Origin of the sequence: Polaribacter sp. PL03, assembly GCF_033875165.1 — a bacterium.
Lineage (GTDB): Bacteria > Bacteroidota > Bacteroidia > Flavobacteriales > Flavobacteriaceae > Polaribacter.
Window position 1 is genome coordinate 280492 of the sequence record NZ_JAWZSV010000006.1, and the last position, 20467, is coordinate 300958.

Annotated in this window: 7 protein-coding genes and 1 tRNA gene; 7 read left to right on the forward strand and 1 reads right to left on the reverse strand. The window is 33.7% G+C overall.

All coding sequences use genetic code 11. From position 1 onward, the window contains the following. The first annotated feature begins 10 nt into the window (after nucleotides 1-10). The 5 genes from rplJ (at nucleotide 11) to SHK09_RS13905 (ending at nucleotide 9678) form a co-directional block, all read left to right on the forward strand. Entirely contained in the window at nucleotides 11-529 is a 519-nt protein-coding gene (gene rplJ, locus SHK09_RS13885) for a 50S ribosomal protein L10 (protein ID WP_319811385.1), read from the forward strand. Nucleotides 530-577: 48 nt separating this feature from the next. Continuing rightward, nucleotides 578-949 (forward strand): 50S ribosomal protein L7/L12, encoded by a 372-nt coding sequence (gene rplL, locus SHK09_RS13890; protein ID WP_319811386.1) that lies wholly within the window; start codon nucleotides 578-580, stop codon nucleotides 947-949. A 143-nt stretch (nucleotides 950-1092) separates the two neighbouring features. After that, a complete protein-coding gene (gene rpoB, locus SHK09_RS13895) occupies nucleotides 1093-4902 on the forward strand; it encodes a DNA-directed RNA polymerase subunit beta (RefSeq protein ID WP_319811387.1) in 3810 nt (1269 codons plus the stop codon). Between the two features lie 79 nt (nucleotides 4903-4981). After that, on the forward strand, nucleotides 4982-9256 hold the full coding sequence (gene rpoC, locus SHK09_RS13900; RefSeq protein ID WP_319811388.1) for a DNA-directed RNA polymerase subunit beta': 4275 nt from the start codon (nucleotides 4982-4984) through the stop codon (nucleotides 9254-9256). A 110-nt stretch (nucleotides 9257-9366) separates the two neighbouring features. Beyond that, entirely contained in the window at nucleotides 9367-9678 is a 312-nt protein-coding gene (locus SHK09_RS13905) for a DUF3467 domain-containing protein (RefSeq protein ID WP_100945961.1), read from the forward strand. A gap of 34 nt (nucleotides 9679-9712) precedes the next feature. Here SHK09_RS13905 and aroC read toward each other — a convergent pair whose 3' ends face one another. After that, nucleotides 9713-10777: a chorismate synthase gene (gene aroC / locus SHK09_RS13910; RefSeq protein ID WP_319811392.1), complete on the reverse strand. Its 1065-nt coding sequence runs from the start codon at nucleotides 10775-10777 to the stop codon at nucleotides 9713-9715. 243 nt (nucleotides 10778-11020) lie between these two features. Between aroC and SHK09_RS13915 the strand changes: the two genes are divergently transcribed. After that, nucleotides 11021-11105: transfer RNA gene (locus SHK09_RS13915), tRNA-Ser, on the forward strand. A 426-nt stretch (nucleotides 11106-11531) separates the two neighbouring features. Then, nucleotides 11532-20467: hypothetical protein (locus SHK09_RS13920; protein WP_319811389.1), on the forward strand; the 8936-nt coding region annotated here is incomplete at its 3' end.

Below are 20467 nucleotides of genomic sequence, written 5' to 3' on the forward strand. Positions count from 1 at the left end.
ACTTATAATCATGACTAGAGAAGAGAAATCACAAGTAATACAAGATTTAACAGCAGTATTAGCAGACACAAATACGTTATATTTAGCAGATATTTCTGGATTAGATGCACAAACTACCTCTAACTTACGTAGAGCTTGTTTTAAAGCAAATGTTCAGTTATCAGTTGTTAAGAATACTTTACTTGCGAAAGCAATGGAAGCTTCAGATAAAGATTTTGGAGACTTACCAACAGTATTAAAAGGAAATACTTCAATGATGATTTCTGAGGCAGCTAATGCTCCAGCAAAATTAATCAAAGAATTCAGAAAGAAAACTAAAGATAGACCTATTTTAAAAGGTGCATTTGCAGAAGAATCTGTTTATATTGGAGATGATCAATTAGATGCTTTAGTAGATATTAAATCTAGAGAAGAACTTATTGGTGATATCATTGGATTACTTCAGTCTCCTGCTAAGAATGTTATTTCAGCATTACAATCAGGTGGACAAACACTTTCAGGTCTTATTAAGACATTATCTGAAAGATAATTACGCGCACAAATAAACTATAATAAACAAAATTAAAAAACAAGTAAAATGGCAGATTTAAAAGATTTCGCAGAGCAATTAGTTAACTTAACAGTAAAAGAAGTTAATGAATTAGCTACTATCTTAAAAGATGAATATGGTATTGAGCCAGCAGCAGCAGTTGCAGTTGCAGGACCAGCAGCAGCAGGTGAAGACGCAGCAGAAGAGCAAACTGAATTTGACGTTATTTTAACGGCAGCAGGAGGTTCTAAATTAGCAGTTGTAAAATTAGTTAAAGAATTAACTGGTTTAGGATTGAAAGAAGCTAAAGGTATCGTTGATAGTGCACCAGCAGCAGTAAAAGAAGGTGTATCTAAAGATGAAGCAGAAGCGCTTAAAGCATCATTAGAAGAAGCTGGAGCTGAGGTAGAGCTTAAATAAGCTATTACTCCCGGCACCATTGCGTTTCGGGAAAACAAATTTAGGTTTAGGTACTAGAAACTTTCGTTTCTAGACCTAAACCATTTTGTGTATATATTCGTTTTTTATTTTATTTCAGATTTTAATCAAAAAAATATTCTCTTTTGGCAACGAAAAACACTACTGAAAGAATCAACTTCGCTACTTCTCAAATGATAAAAGAATATCCAGACTTTTTGGATATTCAGGTAAAATCTTTTCAAGATTTTTTCCAACTTCAAACTAAGGCAGAAGAAAGAGGTGAAGAAGGTTTATATAAAACCTTCATGGATAACTTTCCAATTACTGATACAAGAAATCAATTTGTATTAGAATTTTTAGATTACTTTGTAGATCCACCAAGATATTCTATCCAAGAATGTATTGAAAGAGGTCTTACACATAGTGTGCCTTTAAAAGCACGTCTAAAATTATATTGTACAGATCCAGAACACGAAGATTTCGAAACTATTGTACAAGATGTTTATCTTGGTACAATTCCTTATATGACAAATTCTGGTACCTTTGTAATTAATGGTGCAGAGCGTGTGGTAGTTTCTCAATTACACAGGTCTCCTGGTGTATTTTTTGGGCAATCTTTCCATGCAAACGGTACAAAATTATATTCTGCAAGAGTAATTCCTTTTAAAGGTTCTTGGATAGAATTTGCTACCGATATCAATCAAGTAATGTATGCTTACATTGATAGAAAGAAAAAATTACCAGTAACAACATTATTCAGAGCCATAGGTTTTGAAAGAGATAAAGATATTTTAGAGATTTTTGACCTTGCAGAAGAAGTTAAGGTTTCTAAAGCTGGATTAAAAAAAGTATTAGGTCGCAAATTAGCTGCTAGAGTTTTAAAAACTTGGCATGAAGATTTTGTTGATGAAGATACTGGTGAAGTTGTATCTATTGAAAGAAATGAAATTATTTTCGATCGTGATACAATTTTAGATAAAGAACACATTGATGAAATAATTGATGCAGGTGCCAAAACCGTTTTACTTCATAAAGAAGATAACGATATGGCAGATTATGCTATTATTCATAATACGTTACAAAAAGATCCTACAAATTCTGAAAAAGAAGCTGTAGAACATATTTATAGACAACTTCGTAATGCAGAACCGCCAGATGAGGAGACTGCAAGAGGTATTATAGATAAGTTATTCTTTTCAGAACAACGTTATAATTTAGGTGAAGTAGGTCGTTTTAGAATGAATACTAAGCTTCAATTAAATGAACCTATTGATCAGAAAGTATTATCGAAATTAGATATTATAACTATTATTAAGTATTTAATCGAGTTAATAAATTCTAAAGCAGAAGTTGATGATATTGATCACTTGTCTAACAGACGTGTAAGAACGGTTGGAGAACAATTAGCAGGTCAGTTTGGTGTTGGTTTAGCTCGTATGGCTAGAACAATTCGTGAGCGTATGAATGTACGTGATAACGAAGTGTTTACTCCTATCGATTTAATTAACGCTAAAACGTTATCATCAGTAATTAACTCATTTTTTGGTACAAACCAATTGTCTCAATTTATGGATCAAACGAATCCATTAGCAGAAATTACGCACAAGCGTAGATTATCTGCACTTGGACCAGGTGGTTTATCTAGAGAAAGAGCTGGTTTTGAGGTACGTGATGTTCATTATACTCACTACGGACGTTTATGTCCTATTGAAACTCCAGAGGGACCGAATATTGGTCTAATTTCTTCACTTGCTGTTTTTGCAAAAGTGAATAACTTAGGTTTTATTGAAACTCCTTACAGAAAAGTAGAAAATGGTATTGTATCAACAGACGAACCTATTTATTTAAGTGCTGAAGAGGAGGAAGGTATGAAAACTGCCCAATCTAATTTAGAATTAAAAGAAGATGGTTCTATTATCTTAGATAGAGTTATTGCAAGAGAAGAAGGAGATTTTCCAGTAGTTACACCAGATCAAATTAATTTGATGGATGTTGCTCCAAATCAAATTGCTTCTATATCTGCATCTTTAATCCCTTTCTTAGAACATGATGATGCCAATCGTGCTTTAATGGGATCGAATATGATGCGTCAAGCAGTTCCATTATTAAGACCAGAGTCTCCTATTGTAGGAACAGGATTAGAACGTAGAGTTGCAAAAGATTCTCGTATTCTAATTAATGCTGAAGGTGCTGGTGAAGTTACTTATGTAGATGCTAATAAAATTACTATTAAGTACGATAGAACAGAAGAAGAAAAACTTGTTAGTTTTGAATCTGATGAAGTTTCTTACAACTTAATTAAATTTAGAAAAACGAATCAAGGAACAAACATTAACCTAAAACCAATTGTAGAAAAAGGTGATAGAGTTGAAGAAGGACAAGTTCTTTGTGAAGGTTATGCAACACAAAAAGGAGAATTAGCTTTAGGTAGAAATATGAAAGTAGCCTTTATGCCTTGGAAAGGGTATAACTTTGAGGATGCAATTGTAATTTCAGAAAAAGTTGTTCGTGAAGATATATTTACATCTATTCATATCGATGAGTATTCATTAGACGTAAGAGATACTAAATTAGGAACTGAAGAGTTAACTAATGATATCCCTAATGTTTCTGAAGAAGCTACTAAAGATTTAGATGAGAATGGTATGATTAGAATTGGGGCAGAAGTGAATCCTGGTGATATCTTAATTGGTAAAATTACACCAAAAGGAGAATCTGATCCTACTCCAGAAGAAAAATTATTACGTGCTATTTTTGGTGATAAAGCAGGTGATGTAAAAGATGCATCATTAAAAGCTTCACCATCATTAAGAGGTGTAGTAATTGATAAGAAGTTATTTAAAAGAGCTGTTAAAGATAAGAACAAGAGATTAAGAGATAAAGAAGCAGTTGCAACTTTAGAATCTTCTTTTGTTTCTAAATTCGAAGGATTAAAAGATGAATTAATTGAAAAATTATTCACTTTAATTAGCGGAAAAACATCTCAAGGAGTCTTTAATGATTTAGGAGAAGAAGTTTTACCAAAAGGTAAAAAATATACGCTTAAAATGTTAAACTCTGTTGATGATTATGTGCACTTAACAGGTTCTTGGACAACAGATAAAGAATTAAATGATTTAGTAGGTGAATTAGTTCACAACTACAAAATTAAAGTAAATGATTTACAAGGTTCTTTACGTCGTCAAAAATTTACAATCTCTGTTGGTGATGAATTACCTGCAGGAATTTTAAAACTAGCTAAAGTTTACATCGCTAAAAAGCGTAAATTAAAAGTTGGTGATAAAATGGCTGGTCGTCATGGTAACAAAGGTATTGTTGCACGTATTGTAAGAGCAGAAGATATGCCTTTCTTAGAAGACGGAACTCCAGTAGATATCGTGTTAAATCCATTAGGTGTACCATCTCGTATGAACATTGGTCAGATTTATGAAACTGTTCTTGGATGGGCAGGTCAAAAATTAGATACTAAATATGCAACGCCAATTTTTGATGGAGCATCTTTAGATCAGATTAACGTTATTACAGATAAAGCTGGTGTACCAAGATTTGGACATACTTATTTATATGATGGTGGAACAGGAAAACGTTTCGATCAACCAGCAACAGTTGGTATCATTTATATGATTAAGTTAGGACACATGATTGAAGATAAGATGCATGCACGTTCTATAGGACCGTATTCATTAATTACACAACAACCATTAGGAGGTAAAGCTCAGTTTGGTGGTCAGCGTTTTGGAGAGATGGAAGTTTGGGCATTAGAAGCATACGGTGCATCTAGTATCTTAAGAGAAATCTTAACTGTAAAATCTGATGATGTTATGGGTAGAGCTAAAACATACGAAAGTATTGTTAAAGGTGAAGCTATGCCAGAACCAGGTTTACCAGAATCATTTAATGTATTAATGCATGAACTGAAAGGTTTAGGTTTAGACGTTAGATTAGAAGAATAAATTTTTTCAGTAACCAATTACCAATAACAGTTTTGTTATTGGTAATTGAATACTGCCAACTGAATACTTATTAAAAGACATGGCAAGAAAACAAGAGAAATACACTGTAAAAAAGTTTAACAAAATCTCAATTGGTTTATCATCACCAGAAGCTATTTTAGAAATTTCTAAAGGTGAAGTTTTAAAACCAGAAACTATAAATTACCGTACACACAAACCAGAAAGAGATGGTTTATTTTGTGAGCGTATTTTTGGTCCTGTAAAGGATTATGAATGTGCTTGTGGAAAGTACAAAAGAATACGTTACAAAGGAATTGTTTGTGATCGATGTGGAGTAGAAGTAACGGAGAAGAAAGTACGTAGAGAGAGAGTAGGGCATATCAACTTGGTAGTTCCTGTAGCTCATATTTGGTACTTTAGATCATTACCTAACAAAATGGGGTACCTTTTAGGTTTACCTTCTAAAAAGTTAGATATGATTATTTACTACGAACGTTATGTAGTAATTCAACCAGGTATTGCAAAAAATGTTGAAGGAGAACCATTGAATAAAATGGATTTCTTAACTGAAGAAGAGTATTTAGATATTTTAGATGCTATTCCTCAGGAAAATCAATATTTAGATGATGAAGACCCAAATAAGTTTATTGCTAAAATGGGTGCTGAATGTTTAATTGATTTATTGGCTAGAATTGATCTAGAGCAATTATCTTTTGACTTAAGACATAAAGCAAATACAGAAACATCTAAACAACGTAAAACAGAAGCATTAAAACGTTTAAATGTTGTAGAGGCATTTAGAGATTCTCAAAAGAATAGAGAGAATAATCCAGAATGGATGATAATGAAAGCAGTTCCGGTGATTCCACCAGAATTGAGACCATTAGTACCGTTAGATGGAGGTCGTTTTGCTACTTCAGATTTAAATGACTTGTATAGAAGAGTTATTATTAGAAACAATCGTTTAAAAAGATTAGTTGAAATAAAAGCTCCTGAAGTTATTTTACGTAATGAGAAGCGTATGTTACAAGAATCTGTAGATTCATTGTTTGATAACACACGTAAATCTTCTGCAGTAAAAACTGAATCTAACAGACCTTTAAAATCTTTATCAGATTCATTAAAAGGTAAACAAGGACGTTTCCGTCAGAATTTATTAGGAAAACGTGTTGATTATTCTGCACGTTCTGTAATTGTTGTTGGACCAGAATTAAGACTTTCAGAATGTGGTATCCCTAAAGATATGGCAGCTGAACTTTACAAACCTTTTGTTATTAGAAAACTAATAGAAAGAGGAATTGTAAAAACAGTTAAATCTGCAAAGAAAATAATAGATAGAAAAGAACCAGTTGTTTGGGATATTTTAGAAAATGTAATTAAAGGGCATCCTGTTTTATTAAACAGAGCACCTACGTTACACAGACTTGGTATACAAGCATTTCAACCAAAATTAATTGAAGGTAAAGCAATACAGTTGCATCCACTTGCATGTTCTGCCTTTAATGCCGATTTTGATGGGGATCAAATGGCGGTTCACTTACCATTAGGACCAGAAGCTATTTTAGAAGCGCAATTATTAATGTTAGCTTCTCACAATATCTTAAATCCTGCAAATGGTGCACCGGTAACAGTTCCTTCTCAGGATATGGTACTTGGTTTATATTATATGACTAAAGAGAGAATCTCTACTCCAGAAGTTAAAATTAAAGGAGAAGGATTAACTTTTTATTCACCAGAAGAAGTAACTATTGCTTTTAACGAAGAAATGGTAGACTTAAATGCTGGAATTAAAGTAAGAACTTACGACGTTGATGAGAACGGAGAACAAGTTAGAAAAATAATACAAACTACTGTTGGTAGAGTATTATTTAACGAAGTTGTTCCTGCGAAAGCTGGTTACATTAATGAAGTATTAACTAAGAAAAACTTACGTGGTATTATTGGTGGTATTTTAAAAGCTACAGATATTCCTACAACAGGAGAATTTTTAGATAATATAAAAAATATGGGTTATAAATTTGCCTTTCAAGGTGGTTTATCTTTCTCATTAGGGGATATTATTATTCCTAAGGAAAAACAATCTATGATTGACGCTGCTAATAAAGAAGTAGAAGTTATTGTAGGTAATTATAACATGGGTATGTTAACGCAAAAAGAGCGTTACAATCAGGTAATTGATATTTGGGGTAGAACCAATAACGATTTAACTGAGTTATCTATGAAACGTTTACGTGAAGATCAACAAGGTTTCAACTCAGTATATATGATGCTTGATTCTGGTGCAAGGGGTTCTAAAGAACAAATTCGTCAGTTAACAGGTATGCGTGGATTAATGGCAAAACCTAAAAAATCTACAGCAGGTGGTGGTGAAATTATTGAGAATCCTATTCTTTCTAACTTTAAGGAAGGTTTATCAATTCTTGAATACTTTATCTCTACTCACGGTGCTCGTAAAGGTTTAGCAGATACCGCGTTAAAAACGGCAGATGCAGGTTACTTAACACGTAGATTAGTAGATGTTTCGCAAGACGTTATCGTAAACGAAGAAGATTGTGGTACTTTAAGAGGTGTAGAAGTTGCTCCATTAAAGAAAAATGATGAGATCGTAGAATCTATTTCAGATAGAATTGAAGGTCGTGTTTCTTTAAATGATGTTTATCACCCATTAACTGAAGAGTTAATTTTAGAAGCTAACGAACCAATTACCTATAAATTAGCAGTTGCAGTTGAAAAATCTGGAATTGATAGCATACAAGTTAGATCTGCATTATCATGTGAATCTACTAAAGGTATCTGTGCTAAGTGTTACGGGCAAAGTTTATCTACGCTTAACAAAGTACAAATTGGTGAGGCAGTTGGTGTAATTGCTGCACAATCTATTGGAGAACCTGGTACACAGTTAACATTACGTACATTCCACGTTGGTGGGGTAGCAGGTAACATTTCTCAAGATAACAAGTTAATAGCTAAGTTTGATGGTAATGTAACTATAGATGATTTAAGAACTGTAATAGGTAAAGATAATGATGGTAATGATACCGACATTGTTATATCTAGAACAGCAGAAATTAAAATTATAGATAAGAAAACAGGTATAACTCAAAGTACAAACATTATTCCTTATGGTTCTATTATTTCTGATAAAGAAAGAAAGACAATTAAGAAAGGTGATGTTATAGTACAATGGGATCCATTTAACGGTGTTATCGTTTCTGAATTTGGAGGAAAAGTTAAGTTTGACAATTTACAACAAGGTATTAATTACTCTGTAGAAGTTGATGAGCAAACAGGATTCCAAGAGAAAGTAATGATAGATTCTAAGAATAAGAAAATTATTGCTTCTTTAATTATTGAAGATAAAGATGGTAATGCTTTACGTTCTTATAGTTTACCTGTAGGTGCACACTTAATGATTGATGATGGACAGATGGTTGAGTCTGGACATACGTTAGTTAAAATACCAAGAAAATCTGGTAAAGCAGGAGATATTACTGGAGGTTTACCACGTGTAACAGAATTGTTCGAAGCACGTAACCCTTCTAATCCTTCTGTAGTTTCAGAGATTGATGGTGTTGTTTCTTTCGGGAAAATTAAACGTGGTAATAGAGAGATTATTGTTGAATCTAAAACTGGAGATATTAGTAAGTATTTAGTAAAACTTTCTAACCAAATTTTAGTTCAAGAAAATGACTTTATTAAAGCAGGTATGCCTTTATCAGACGGAGCTACAACTCCTTCAGATATTTTAAGAATTAAAGGACCAGCTGCGGTACAAGAATACTTAGTAAATGAAATACAAGAAGTATATCGTTTACAAGGTGTGAAAATTAATGATAAACATTTCGAAGTTGTTGTTCGTCAAATGATGCGTAAAGTTAAAATTATTGATTCTGGGGATACTCTTTTCTTAGAGAACCAATTGATTCATAAAATTGACTTTATCAAAGACAATGATGCTATTTACGGAATGAAAGTTGTTGAAGAAGCAGGAGATTCTGAAAACTTGAAACCAGGTCAAATTATTTCTGCACGTCAATTAAGAGATGAAAATTCTTTATTAAGAAGAAATGATCTTAACTTAGTTGAAGCAAGAGATGCTAAACCAGCAACGGCAGAACAAGTTTTACAAGGTATTACTAGAGCATCACTACAAACAAAATCGTTTATTTCTGCAGCTTCTTTCCAGGAGACTACAAAAGTATTAAACGAGGCTGCTGTAAGTGGTAAAATAGATACATTAGAAGGCTTAAAAGAAAATGTAATTGTTGGTAAGAGAATTCCAGCAGGAACAGGTATGAGAGCTTATGAAAACATTCTAGTTGGTCCTAAAGACGAAATAGAAAAGAGTTTTTAATATAACGTATAAACGTTAAAATTATTAAAAGTTGAATTGTTTAATGTAAGTTATTTACACTATTCAATTCAACTTTTTTTTTGCTTTTAAAACAAAATAACTTTATAAATATGGAAGAAAATCAAAACAAAGACGGGCAACTAAATATAGAATTAGATCAAGAAATTGCAGAAGGTACATATTCTAATTTAGCTATTATTAATCATTCTGTATCAGAATTTATAGTAGATTTTATTAACATAATGCCAGGTGTACCAAAGGCTAAAGTTAAATCTAGAATTATATTAACACCACAACATGCCAAGAGATTAACCAAAGCATTAGCAGATAATGTTAGGAAATTTGAAGAAGCTAATGGTGAGATTAAAGATTATGAACAACCTCCAGTTCCAATGAATTTTGGACCTACAGGACAAGCATAAAAAAAAGCGAAACCTTTATGTTTCGCTTTTTTTATTATATTTTTCTAGTTCTATTTAGTAACCAATAATCAGCTAAAACTAAAGCAGTCATTGCTTCTACAATAGGTACAGCTCTGGGTACAACACAGGGGTCATGTCTTCCTTTACCTGTAATTTTTGTTATTTCATTTTCAGAATTAATTGTTTGTTGAGAACTCATTATTGTTGCAACAGGTTTAAAGGCGACTCTGAAATAAATATCCATTCCGTTACTTATACCTCCTTGTATTCCTCCAGAAAGATTAGATTGTGTAGAGCCATCAGCATTAAACACATCATTATGTTCTGTACCTTTCATTTTTGCACCACAAAAACCACTTCCAAATTCGAAACCTTTAACAGCGTTTATAGAAAGCATAGCTTTACCTAACTCTGCATGTAATTTATTAAAAATTGGTTCACCTAAACCAACAGGAACATTTTGTACTACACAAGTAATAGTACCACCAATAGTATCTCCTGCTTTTCTAATTTCTTGTATTCTATTAATCATTTTTTCTGCAGAAGCTTCGTCTGGGCAACGAACAATATTACTTTCTGTTTTAGAAAAATCTAAATCTTGATAAGGTTTATCAATAAAAATCTCTCCAACAGAAGATGTAAAGGCATTTATATTTATAGATGAAATTAATTGCTTTGCTAAAGCACCTGCAACAACCCAGTTAGCGGTTTCACGTGCAGAACTTCTACCACCACCTCTAAAATCTCTAAAACCATATTTTTGATCATAAGTAAAATCTGCATGAGAAGGCCTATAAACATTAGTGTTATGGTTGTAATCTTTAGATTTTTGATTTGTATTTCTGATAATAAAACCAATAGATGTTCCTGTTGTTTTGCCTTCAAAAATACCAGATAAAAACTCTACCGTATCTGGTTCTTTACGTTGTGTAACAATTTTAGATTGCCCAGGTTTACGTCTATTTAGTTCCTCTTGAATAGCTTCAAAATTAATTTCTAAACCAGCAGGAAAGCCGTCTATAACTCCACCAATAGCTGTTCCATGCGATTCGCCATAAGTTGTGACTCTTAATAAATTTCCAAAAGAATTAAATGACATTGTTTTTTTATTTGAATAAGTTACAAATATACTAAAGTGATTAAAAGAAGTTTCTATTTTTATAGGTTTTATAACGATTTCCATATTTTCTTATATTTTAATAAGGCTTGATAATGAGTGTGCTATGAAGGATTCTTAATTATATTCAAAAAAATATAAAAATAATTGCTTTTTTGTTTTTTTGAATTAAAAAAGCTTTGTATATTTGCAGCCGCATTCAGGGAATACCTGATGAGACACACTGGAGAAATGGCAGAGCGGTCGAATGCGGTAGTCTTGAAAACTATTGACTGTAACAGGTCCGGGGGTTCGAATCCCTCTTTCTCCGCAAAACCTTGCAATTTATTGCAAGGTTTTTTTTTGTTCTAAACTTTTTTTATTTTTTTTAAAATAACATATATTTTTATGTGACTTTTTTAAATGTTTTGTTTCTTATAAACATATGTTATAAACATTAAAATACTTAATAGTTGTTTCCTTACTTAACAAATGTTAATATTTTCCCATTTTTCGTTTTGTTGGGTTTGTTTATTTTATATATTTGCCATCCCCCAAAATAAGTGTTAAAATATTTATCTAAAATAAAGAGTGTTGGGGGAATTAAAACTTACCAAAAAATTTATTGAAACTAATAATAAAGTTATACTGATAATTCATTATCGAATTTATCAATAAAAATTTACGTCTAAATATTTCTTGTGCATTAACAAGAAACTTTTAGACGTATTGTTGTTTAAAAATAATTAATATTAATATGAGGAAAATTTACTTATTCAAAAACAAACCTTTTAGTAAAAAGAAAAGGGTTTCATTTATTTTAACATTATTTACTATTATCTTATTTAATAGTAATGTGTTTTCTCAAACTTGTAATTTAAATGCAGGTAACAGTAAAACAATTTGTGTTTCTGAAGGATTGACTTTAATAAGTTCTTCTTTTGGAATTGCACCAGGAGATACAGACCCTAAAGTGGTTAATCCTAGGTGGGTTCAATTATCTGGACCTAGTGTAGTTTTACAAACTGCAAATTCTCCTTCTACAGTTGTAGATGGTTTACTTGGTGGAGAAGTTTATACATTTAGGTTATTAGGAGAATGTTTTGATGGATCTGGAGATAATACTCAAGATGTAATAATTACTGTAAATGAGAACACTTTAGCTACAGCTGGTGCAGACCAAATAAGTTGTCCTGGTACTTATTCTCTTTCGGGGAATTCACCAAATACAGCTATTGGAGAAGTAGGAGTTTGGACTATTGAAGGAAATAATAGTGCAGGTGTTACTATTACAGATATTAATTCACCAAATACAACAATACAACTTGGTGCTACTGATGTTGGAGACACTGCTATAAGATGGTCTATAAGTAATCCTTCTCAGGCAATTACTTGTCCAACATCTGATGTTGTCGTAATTACTAATCTAGGTGGAGATCCGGTTGTTAACGCTGGCCCAGACTTAGAGGCATTTACTGATGTTACTGAATGTTATACAAATTTTAAATCTGTAACTATGTCTGCCTCTATTGGTGGTAATGGTAACGGACAAATTGGTACTTGGTCTTTTGTTTCTGGTCCTGCTTTACCAAATATAAATAATGTAAATAGTCCTAATACTGTAGTTAGTCAATTAACAGAAGGTACTTATGTTTTAAGATGGTCTGTGAATGGACCATGTGCAACAGGTACTGACACTGTTACTATAAATGTACCACCAGCAACTCAACAAAATACAGGTTCAGATGCTGGACCAGACCAAGTTTATTGTGCACCAATTTCTTCTACAGTATTAGAAGGAAATCTTCCTCTTTATACTGGTGAAACAGGTTTATGGACTCAAATAGATGGTAATGCTCCTGTAACTTTTGGTGATGCTACAAGTAATACAACAACAGTTTCTGGAATTAACGGTACTTCTACTTATAGATTTAGATGGACAATTACTGCTCCTAATCTAGGAAACCCATTATACGAGTGTGATGATTTTGATGTTGTAAGAATTTTATTTAGAAATGATCCTACTACAATTGATGTAAATGGTGCAGCTAACACAGTTGTTTTACCAAATACGCCAGCCAACCCAGTTCCAAATTCACCATACAATAGTGTAAATTTACCATATACATTTACAGGTGGAACTAATACAAATGCAGTTTTAATAAGCGGGCCAGGTACTGTGGTTCCTGTTTATACTTTTTCGTCTGGTAACTTAAATGTTTCTGGTTTAGATGATATTGGAACTTATGTAATTCGTGTTACTAGATTTTCAGTAGGAGAAGGCTTAACAGGTTGTGGTACTGCTACAGAGGATATTACAATAATAGTTTCTGAGGCACCAGGTGCAAACCAAGATTTAAAAGCAAATGCAGGTACAGATTCTGTTTTACCTTGTGGTGCTGCTTCAACTAATTTAGCAGGTAACGATCCATCAAACACCGCAGCAGGTGAAACAAATGTTTATACAGGTTATTGGACACAATTAACAGGACCAAGTATAGGTGTCTTTGGTGATGAAACTGTTTATAATACTTTGGTAACAGTTAGTTCATCTGGTGTTTATACTTTTAGGTGGCATATAGTAAGTGGTCCTGCGGGTTCTACACCATCTACGGATGATACACAAGTTACAGTTTCAATAACACCTAATTCAAAAATTATTGCTCCAGCAACAACTACTAATTTGTGTGCTGGCGATTTTATATTAGAAGCTACTCCGTTAGCGGCTAATGAAGTAGGGGAATGGGTTCAAGTTGATACTAATCCTTCAGTAGTATTTTCAGATAAAAACAATATTAGAACTACAGTAGGTTTAGATCCTAATAATACATATATAATAGAATGGCAAGTAGCTACTAATGGAACTACACCTTGTACATATGCAACATCAGTTACTTTACAAGTAGATTCTAATATTGCACCTAGTGCAGCTGCAGCAGGAGATGATGTTTGTTTGCCAGGTGGTACTACTAGTGTAACTCTAAATGCAGATGCTTCTAGTTTTAATGATACAAATGCCACTTATGGGGTATGGACAATAGTATCTAAGCCAAATGGAGCGCCAGATCCTACTACAACATATGGTCTTAAAACTGCAGGACAAGATTCTGTAGATGGACAAGTTGCTATTCCTATGCAAGGTGCAGTAGTTGCACAAGATGCAGTTGCAGCACAAAATGCAGTGGTAATGCAAGATGCAGTTTTAGCTCAGATAGCTATTGTAGCATCTCCTACACCTCAAGATATTGCATTTCAGCCAGCAGTTTTAGCACAACCAGCAGTTTTAGCACAACCAGCAGTTTCAGCTCAACCAGCAGTTTCAGCTCAACCAGCTATTCCTTATCAAGCAGCAGTTGCGTATCAACCAGCACAAGGAGGGCAGCCAGAAGTTTTAGCGCAACCAGAAGTTTTAGCGCAACCAGAAGTTTTAGCACAAGATGCTGTTTTGGCTCAACCAGCTGTTTTGGCTCAACCAGCAGTTTTAGCACAAGCTGAAGTTCCTGCTCAAACAAATGTAGTAATAACTGCGGCAGAAGCACAAGATGCAGTTTCAGCACAAGATGCAGTTTCAACACAAGATGCAGTTTCAGCACAAGATGCAGTTTCTGCACAATCTGCAGTTACAGCTCAAGATGAAGTTATAGGTCAGGCAGCAATTCCAGATTATTTTTATTCTGCAACAGATGCAGATCCAAATGCTACTTATGCTGGTTTACAACCAGGACAGTATGTTTTTCAATGGGAAACTAAAAACGACAGTGCGTGTACTACTATGTTTACAGATACAGTTTCTGTAACTGTAGATCCAGGTACAATATATGATGCAGGAACTATTACAGATGTTTGTGCAACAAGCCAACCAATATCTGTTACAATGAATGCAGATGATCCTGCAGTTCATGGTTTTACTGGTACTTGGGTTTTAAAAGACGGAGACAATTCTTGGTCTGTTGATGATATAAATTCTCCTACCGCAACATTCTCTAATCTAAAACCTGGGTTTTCTTATGAGTTTGAATGGAATGTAGATAAAGGTCTTTGTACATATGACAATCCAGATTCTGTTACATTTGATGTTTATTTACAAGCAGAAGATGCTACTTTAACAGGAGCTTCTTCAGATGCAACATGTGGTACTTCTTATGTCTCTTCACAAGTAGATAATCCTCCAACAATATATGGAGGTATTGGTACACAGGTTGTAGCAACTCCAGGAAACGGAGGTTCAGGAATTTGGTCTATTGTTTCAGGACCAAACTCGCCAACATTAAATGCTACAAATCCAGATCTTACTTTAAGTGGTTTATCTACTGGTGTATATGTTTTTAGATGGACAGTTACTTCAGATAATCCTTTTTGTCCACCAACAGTGCCTTCAGTAGATTTTACATTAACTGTAAGCGAGCCTGCAGATGCTGGTTTAGATTTAGAATTGTGTGACGCAACATCAGCATTTCTTCAAGGTAATGCAACTCTTTCTAATAATGGTACTTGGACATTTTTAAGTTCTACAGGAATCGATTCTCCTACGCCAGTTTCAATAGGAAATGGAACAGCTAGTGTAGCTATTATTCCAGGAAACACATACGTATTTACATATACTACCCCAGGAGTTCCTTGTGGAGATTCAGATACGGTAACTATAAGAAACAGTGCTCCGCCAGAAGCACCAAATGCTGGTACAGACCAAGAGGTTTGTTTAGCAGTAACTAATGTGGCTGTTATGAATGCAACACCTTTAACTTCGCCAAGTGAAGGGAATTGGACAGTTATTAGTGAACCAGCTCCTGGTGCAGCAAACATCATTACGCTTAACGACCCTACAACTAATATTGAACTTTCTACAACAGTTGAAGGTCTATATATATTTCAATTTCAATCTACTAACCCAGGAAGTAATTGTACTAATGGTATTAGCGATTTTGTTCGTGTTAATTCTTATTTAGAGCCAAGTGATGCAGTTATTACTCCAATTCCAGATAATTCTTGTCAATTTTCTACAGTATTAGAAGCTACAGCACCTGTTAATGGTTTAGGTAAATGGGAACTTATTTCAAGTGCAAGTTTAGATGAAAACGGAGTTGCATATGGTAATGCAGCATACGATCCACCAGCATCTTATACTCCTGGAGATATTTCATTAGATAGTCCTAATAACCCAACTACAAATATTTCAGTAGTTAATGAATATACATTAGCATTGGGAGATTATTCTTTTAGATGGAAAGTAACAAATGGTACTTGTGCATCAAAAGAAGACATTATAACAATTACATATAATGGAGTACCACCAACAGATCCAGACGCAGGTGTAAATCAGTTTTTGTGTGCTTCTTCAGATGTTATAATGAATGGAAATAATATTATAACAGGTTCGGGTAAATGGACACAAGTAGGTACTACACCAGCGATAGTAAATTTTGCTAATCCTTTTAGCGAAGATTCTGCAGTTAGTGGATTAACCACAGCAGGAACATACCAATTTATGTGGACTTCTTCTAATGGAGGTTGTTCTTTTTCTGATACAATGGAAGTTGTAATTACAGATAATGTTGCTAGTGCAAATGCAGGAGTAGATCAAAATTTATCTCAGTTTGATGCAGTTGTTTTAGCAGCAAATGATCCTTTACCGGGAGAAGGTGTTTGGACTTTTGTTTCAGGACCAAATACACCAAATATTTTAGATATTAACAATCCAGCTACAGGAGTTGCAGGTACAATTCCTGGAACATATGAATTTACTTGGACGGTTGCAAACAGCCCATGTGCTACAACAACAGATAATGTAGTTATAGTAATTAAACCAAGTGTAGATTTAAGTTTAGATAAAACATTAATTACAGCTTTACCTGTAAATGTTGGAGATACATTAGATTTTCAAATTGTAGTTACAAATAATAATGCAAGTTTTGATGGAACAGGAGTTGATGTATTGGATGTATTACCAGTAGGATATTCGATAGTTACAGGTTCTGTTACAAACGGAGGAGTTTATAACTCTGGTGGACGTAGTATAAATTGGAGTGGTTTAACAATACCTAAATCTAGTACTGTTACTTTAACATATAAAGTTACTGTAGAAGCTACAGGACCTTATGTTAATACTGCCGAAATTACTAGTTTAGATCAATCAGATCCAGATTCAACACCAAATAATCAAGTAGCTACAGAAGATGATCAAAGTTCTGTGACAGCTGCTCCAGGACCAGTTGTAGATATTAATTTATTGAAAACTGTTAATAATTCATCTCCTAGTGTAGGGTCTAATGTTATTTTTACTATTACAGTAAATAATAACGGACCAAGTGATGCTACAGGTGTTGCTGTTAGAGATGTATTGCCTTCTGGTTATACATATGTAAGTTCTAATTCTATTACCGGAGCATCTAGTATAGATGATTCTTCACCTTCTTCTGGTACAGGGATTGTATGGACAGTAGGAAGTTTAACAAACGGAGCTTCAAAATCTTTAGATATTACAGCAACTGTTAATGCTACAGGTTCTTATAATAATACAGCTTTAGTATCTGCAACCAATGAAACAGATTCAGACACATCTAACAACCAAGAATCTGAAACATTAACACCAGTTGCTATTGCAGATTTAAGTTTAGCAAAAACAGTAAGTGCACCAGCTAATGGTACAAGTTATTTAGTAGGTGAAAAAGTAACATTTACTATAAGAGTTGATAATGCAGGACCAAGTGTTGCAACAGGAGTTAACGTAGTAGAATATTTACCAACGGGTTATTTATATGACACAGATAATGGTTCTGGTGCTTATACACCTGCTACAGGTTCTTGGGTTATAGGGAATATTAACGGAGGTGCTTTTGCTACTTTAGAAATAGAAGCTTTTATAAATGATGCAGGAAATTATAATAATGTTGCAGAGATAGTACATTCAGATCAACAAGATCCAGATTCTACTCCAGGTAACAATACAATTACAGAAGATGATCAAGCACAAGTAGATATTTCACCATTAAAAGTGGCAGATTTATCACTAGTTAAAACGGTAGATGTTGCTTCTCCTAGAGTTGGCGATAATGTTACTTTTAGATTGGCTTTAAGTAATGCAGGGCCAAGTGATGCTACATCTGTAGTTGTAAATGATGATTTACCAGTTGGCTATACATTTGTTAGTTATACATCAACTTCAGGAGCTTACAATTCAACTTCGGGAGAATGGACACTTTCAGGAAGCGTTTTAAATGGAAAAACAGAATTTTTAGATATTGTTGTTAAAGTAAATGCAGCAACAGGAGCTTTAAATGAATACAAAAATGACGCAGAAGTAACTGCAAGTGATCAATTTGACCCAAATTCTACTGTAAATGATGGTATTGGTGATGATTCTTCAACAGCAAGTACAACTCCAACACCTTTAATCGATTTATCACTAACAAAATCAGTAAATAATGTACAAGCAGTAGCGGGTACAGATGTTGTATTTACAGTAATTGTATCTAATGATGGTCCTAGTAATGCAACGGGAGTAGTTGTAACAGATCAATTACCTTCAGGATATACTTTAGTGAGTCATACAGGTGGTACCAATTATGTGCCAGCAACTGGTGTTTGGACAATAGGAAATATTGCAAACGGAACAACAGCAACTTTAAATGTTACAGCTACTGTTAATGCTACAGGAGATTATACAAATGTTGCTGAAATAACTAGTGCTACAGAAACAGATTTAGATTCTTCTATTAATAATGATGATTTAACAGAAGATGATCAGGATCAAGTAACAGTATCTAGAGATCCTTTGGTTAATTTAAGTTTAACAAAAGGAGTAGATGTAGCTTCTCCAAATGTGGGAGATAATGTTGATTTTACAATAACAGTTACAAATGCAGGACCTAGTGATGCTACTGGAGTTGTAGTTACAGACAAATTACCAAGTGGTTATAGTTTTGTAAGTTCTACACCAACAACAGGTACATATGATCCAGTATCAGGTTCATGGACTATTGGTAATTTAGGTATAGGTGCTACTACATTAATAGTTACAGCAAAAGTATTACCTACTGGTAACTATAATAATGTTGCAGAAGTTACAGGTACTAATGAAGTTGATGGAAATTCTACACCAGGAAATAATGATATTCTTGAAGATGACCAAGAAGAAGTTGTAGTAACTCCTGTTCAAAGTGCAGATTTATCTGTTGCAAAAGTAGTAGATGTTCAATCTCCAAATGTAGGAGACAATGTTACTTTTACTATTGATGTAAGTAATGCAGGACCAAGTGATGCTACAAATGTTATAATTACAGATCAATTACCTTCTGGTTACCAATTTGTAAGTGCAAGTCCTACAGCAGGTATGTACAATAATACAACAGGATTATGGACAGTTTCTAGACCAATTTTAGCAGGTACAACAGAAACAATTCAAATAGTTGCTACTGTATTAGAAAGTGGAAATTATATAAATAATGCAGAAGTAACAAGTAGTGATCAAGCAGATCCAGATTCTACAGTAAATGATGGAGCAGGAGATGATTTTTCTACAGTAACACCTACACCAATTGCTTTAGTAGATCTTGCCTTAATAAAAAGAATAGACAATGCTACACCAGATGTAGGTTCTGATGTTGTCTTTACTATAGAAATTGTTAATAATGGACCAAGTAATGCAACAGGAGTTGTTTCAAATGATGTTTTACCTACAGGATATTCTTGGGTAAGTGATGACAGTGCTGGGGCTTATGTTCCTGGTACTGGTGTTTGGACTATTGGTAGTTTAGCTAACGGAACAACAACAAGCTTAAATATTACTGCAACAGTATTAGCAACTGGCGTGTATACAAATACAGCAGATGTAAGTAGTACAGAAGCAGATTCAAATACGGCTAACAATTCTAACAGTATTTCTAGTAATCCTAGAGATATTGCAGATTTAACAGTATCAAAAACAGTTGTAAATGCAGCACCAAATGTGGGTGAGAATGCAGTGTTTAATATATCTGTTACAAATGTTGGTCCAAGTGATGCAACAGGTGTTGTAGTTACAGATAAATTGCCTTCAGGATATTCTTTTGTTTCTTCAATTCCATCAGGAACAACTACATATAATAGTGTTTCGGGAGCTTGGAATGTTGGAAGTTTAGCAGAAGGAGTTACTGCAACTTTAACTATCACAGCTAAAGTATTAGGAACAGGAGATTATGATAATGTAGCACAAGTTACAGGTTCAGATCAATTTGACCCAAATTCTACGCCAAATAACAATAATCCGGCAGAAAATGATTATAGTGAAGTACCAGTTACTCCTATTAATAGTTCAAATCTTGTAACAACTAAAGAGGTAGATAATGCAATTCCTAATGAAGGAGATACAATTATTTATAAAATTGTAGTTACAAATAATGGAGGAACAACTGCTGCAACAGGTGTTAATTTAACAGATAATTTACCAGCAGGAGTTACTTACGTAAGTGATGATAGTTCAGGAGCCTATAATTCAGGTTCTGGAATTTGGACAATTGGTGACTTAGCGGTTAACGCAAGTGTAACTTTAAATATAACAGCAACCGTTAATTCAGGAACCAGTGCAACTACTATCACCAATACAACAACTGCAGCAAGTGGAGATCAAACAGATCCAACGACAGCAGATGATGTTTTAGCTGTTGATATTATTGTAGGTAATAGTGCAGATGTTGTTTTAGCAAAAATAGTTGACAA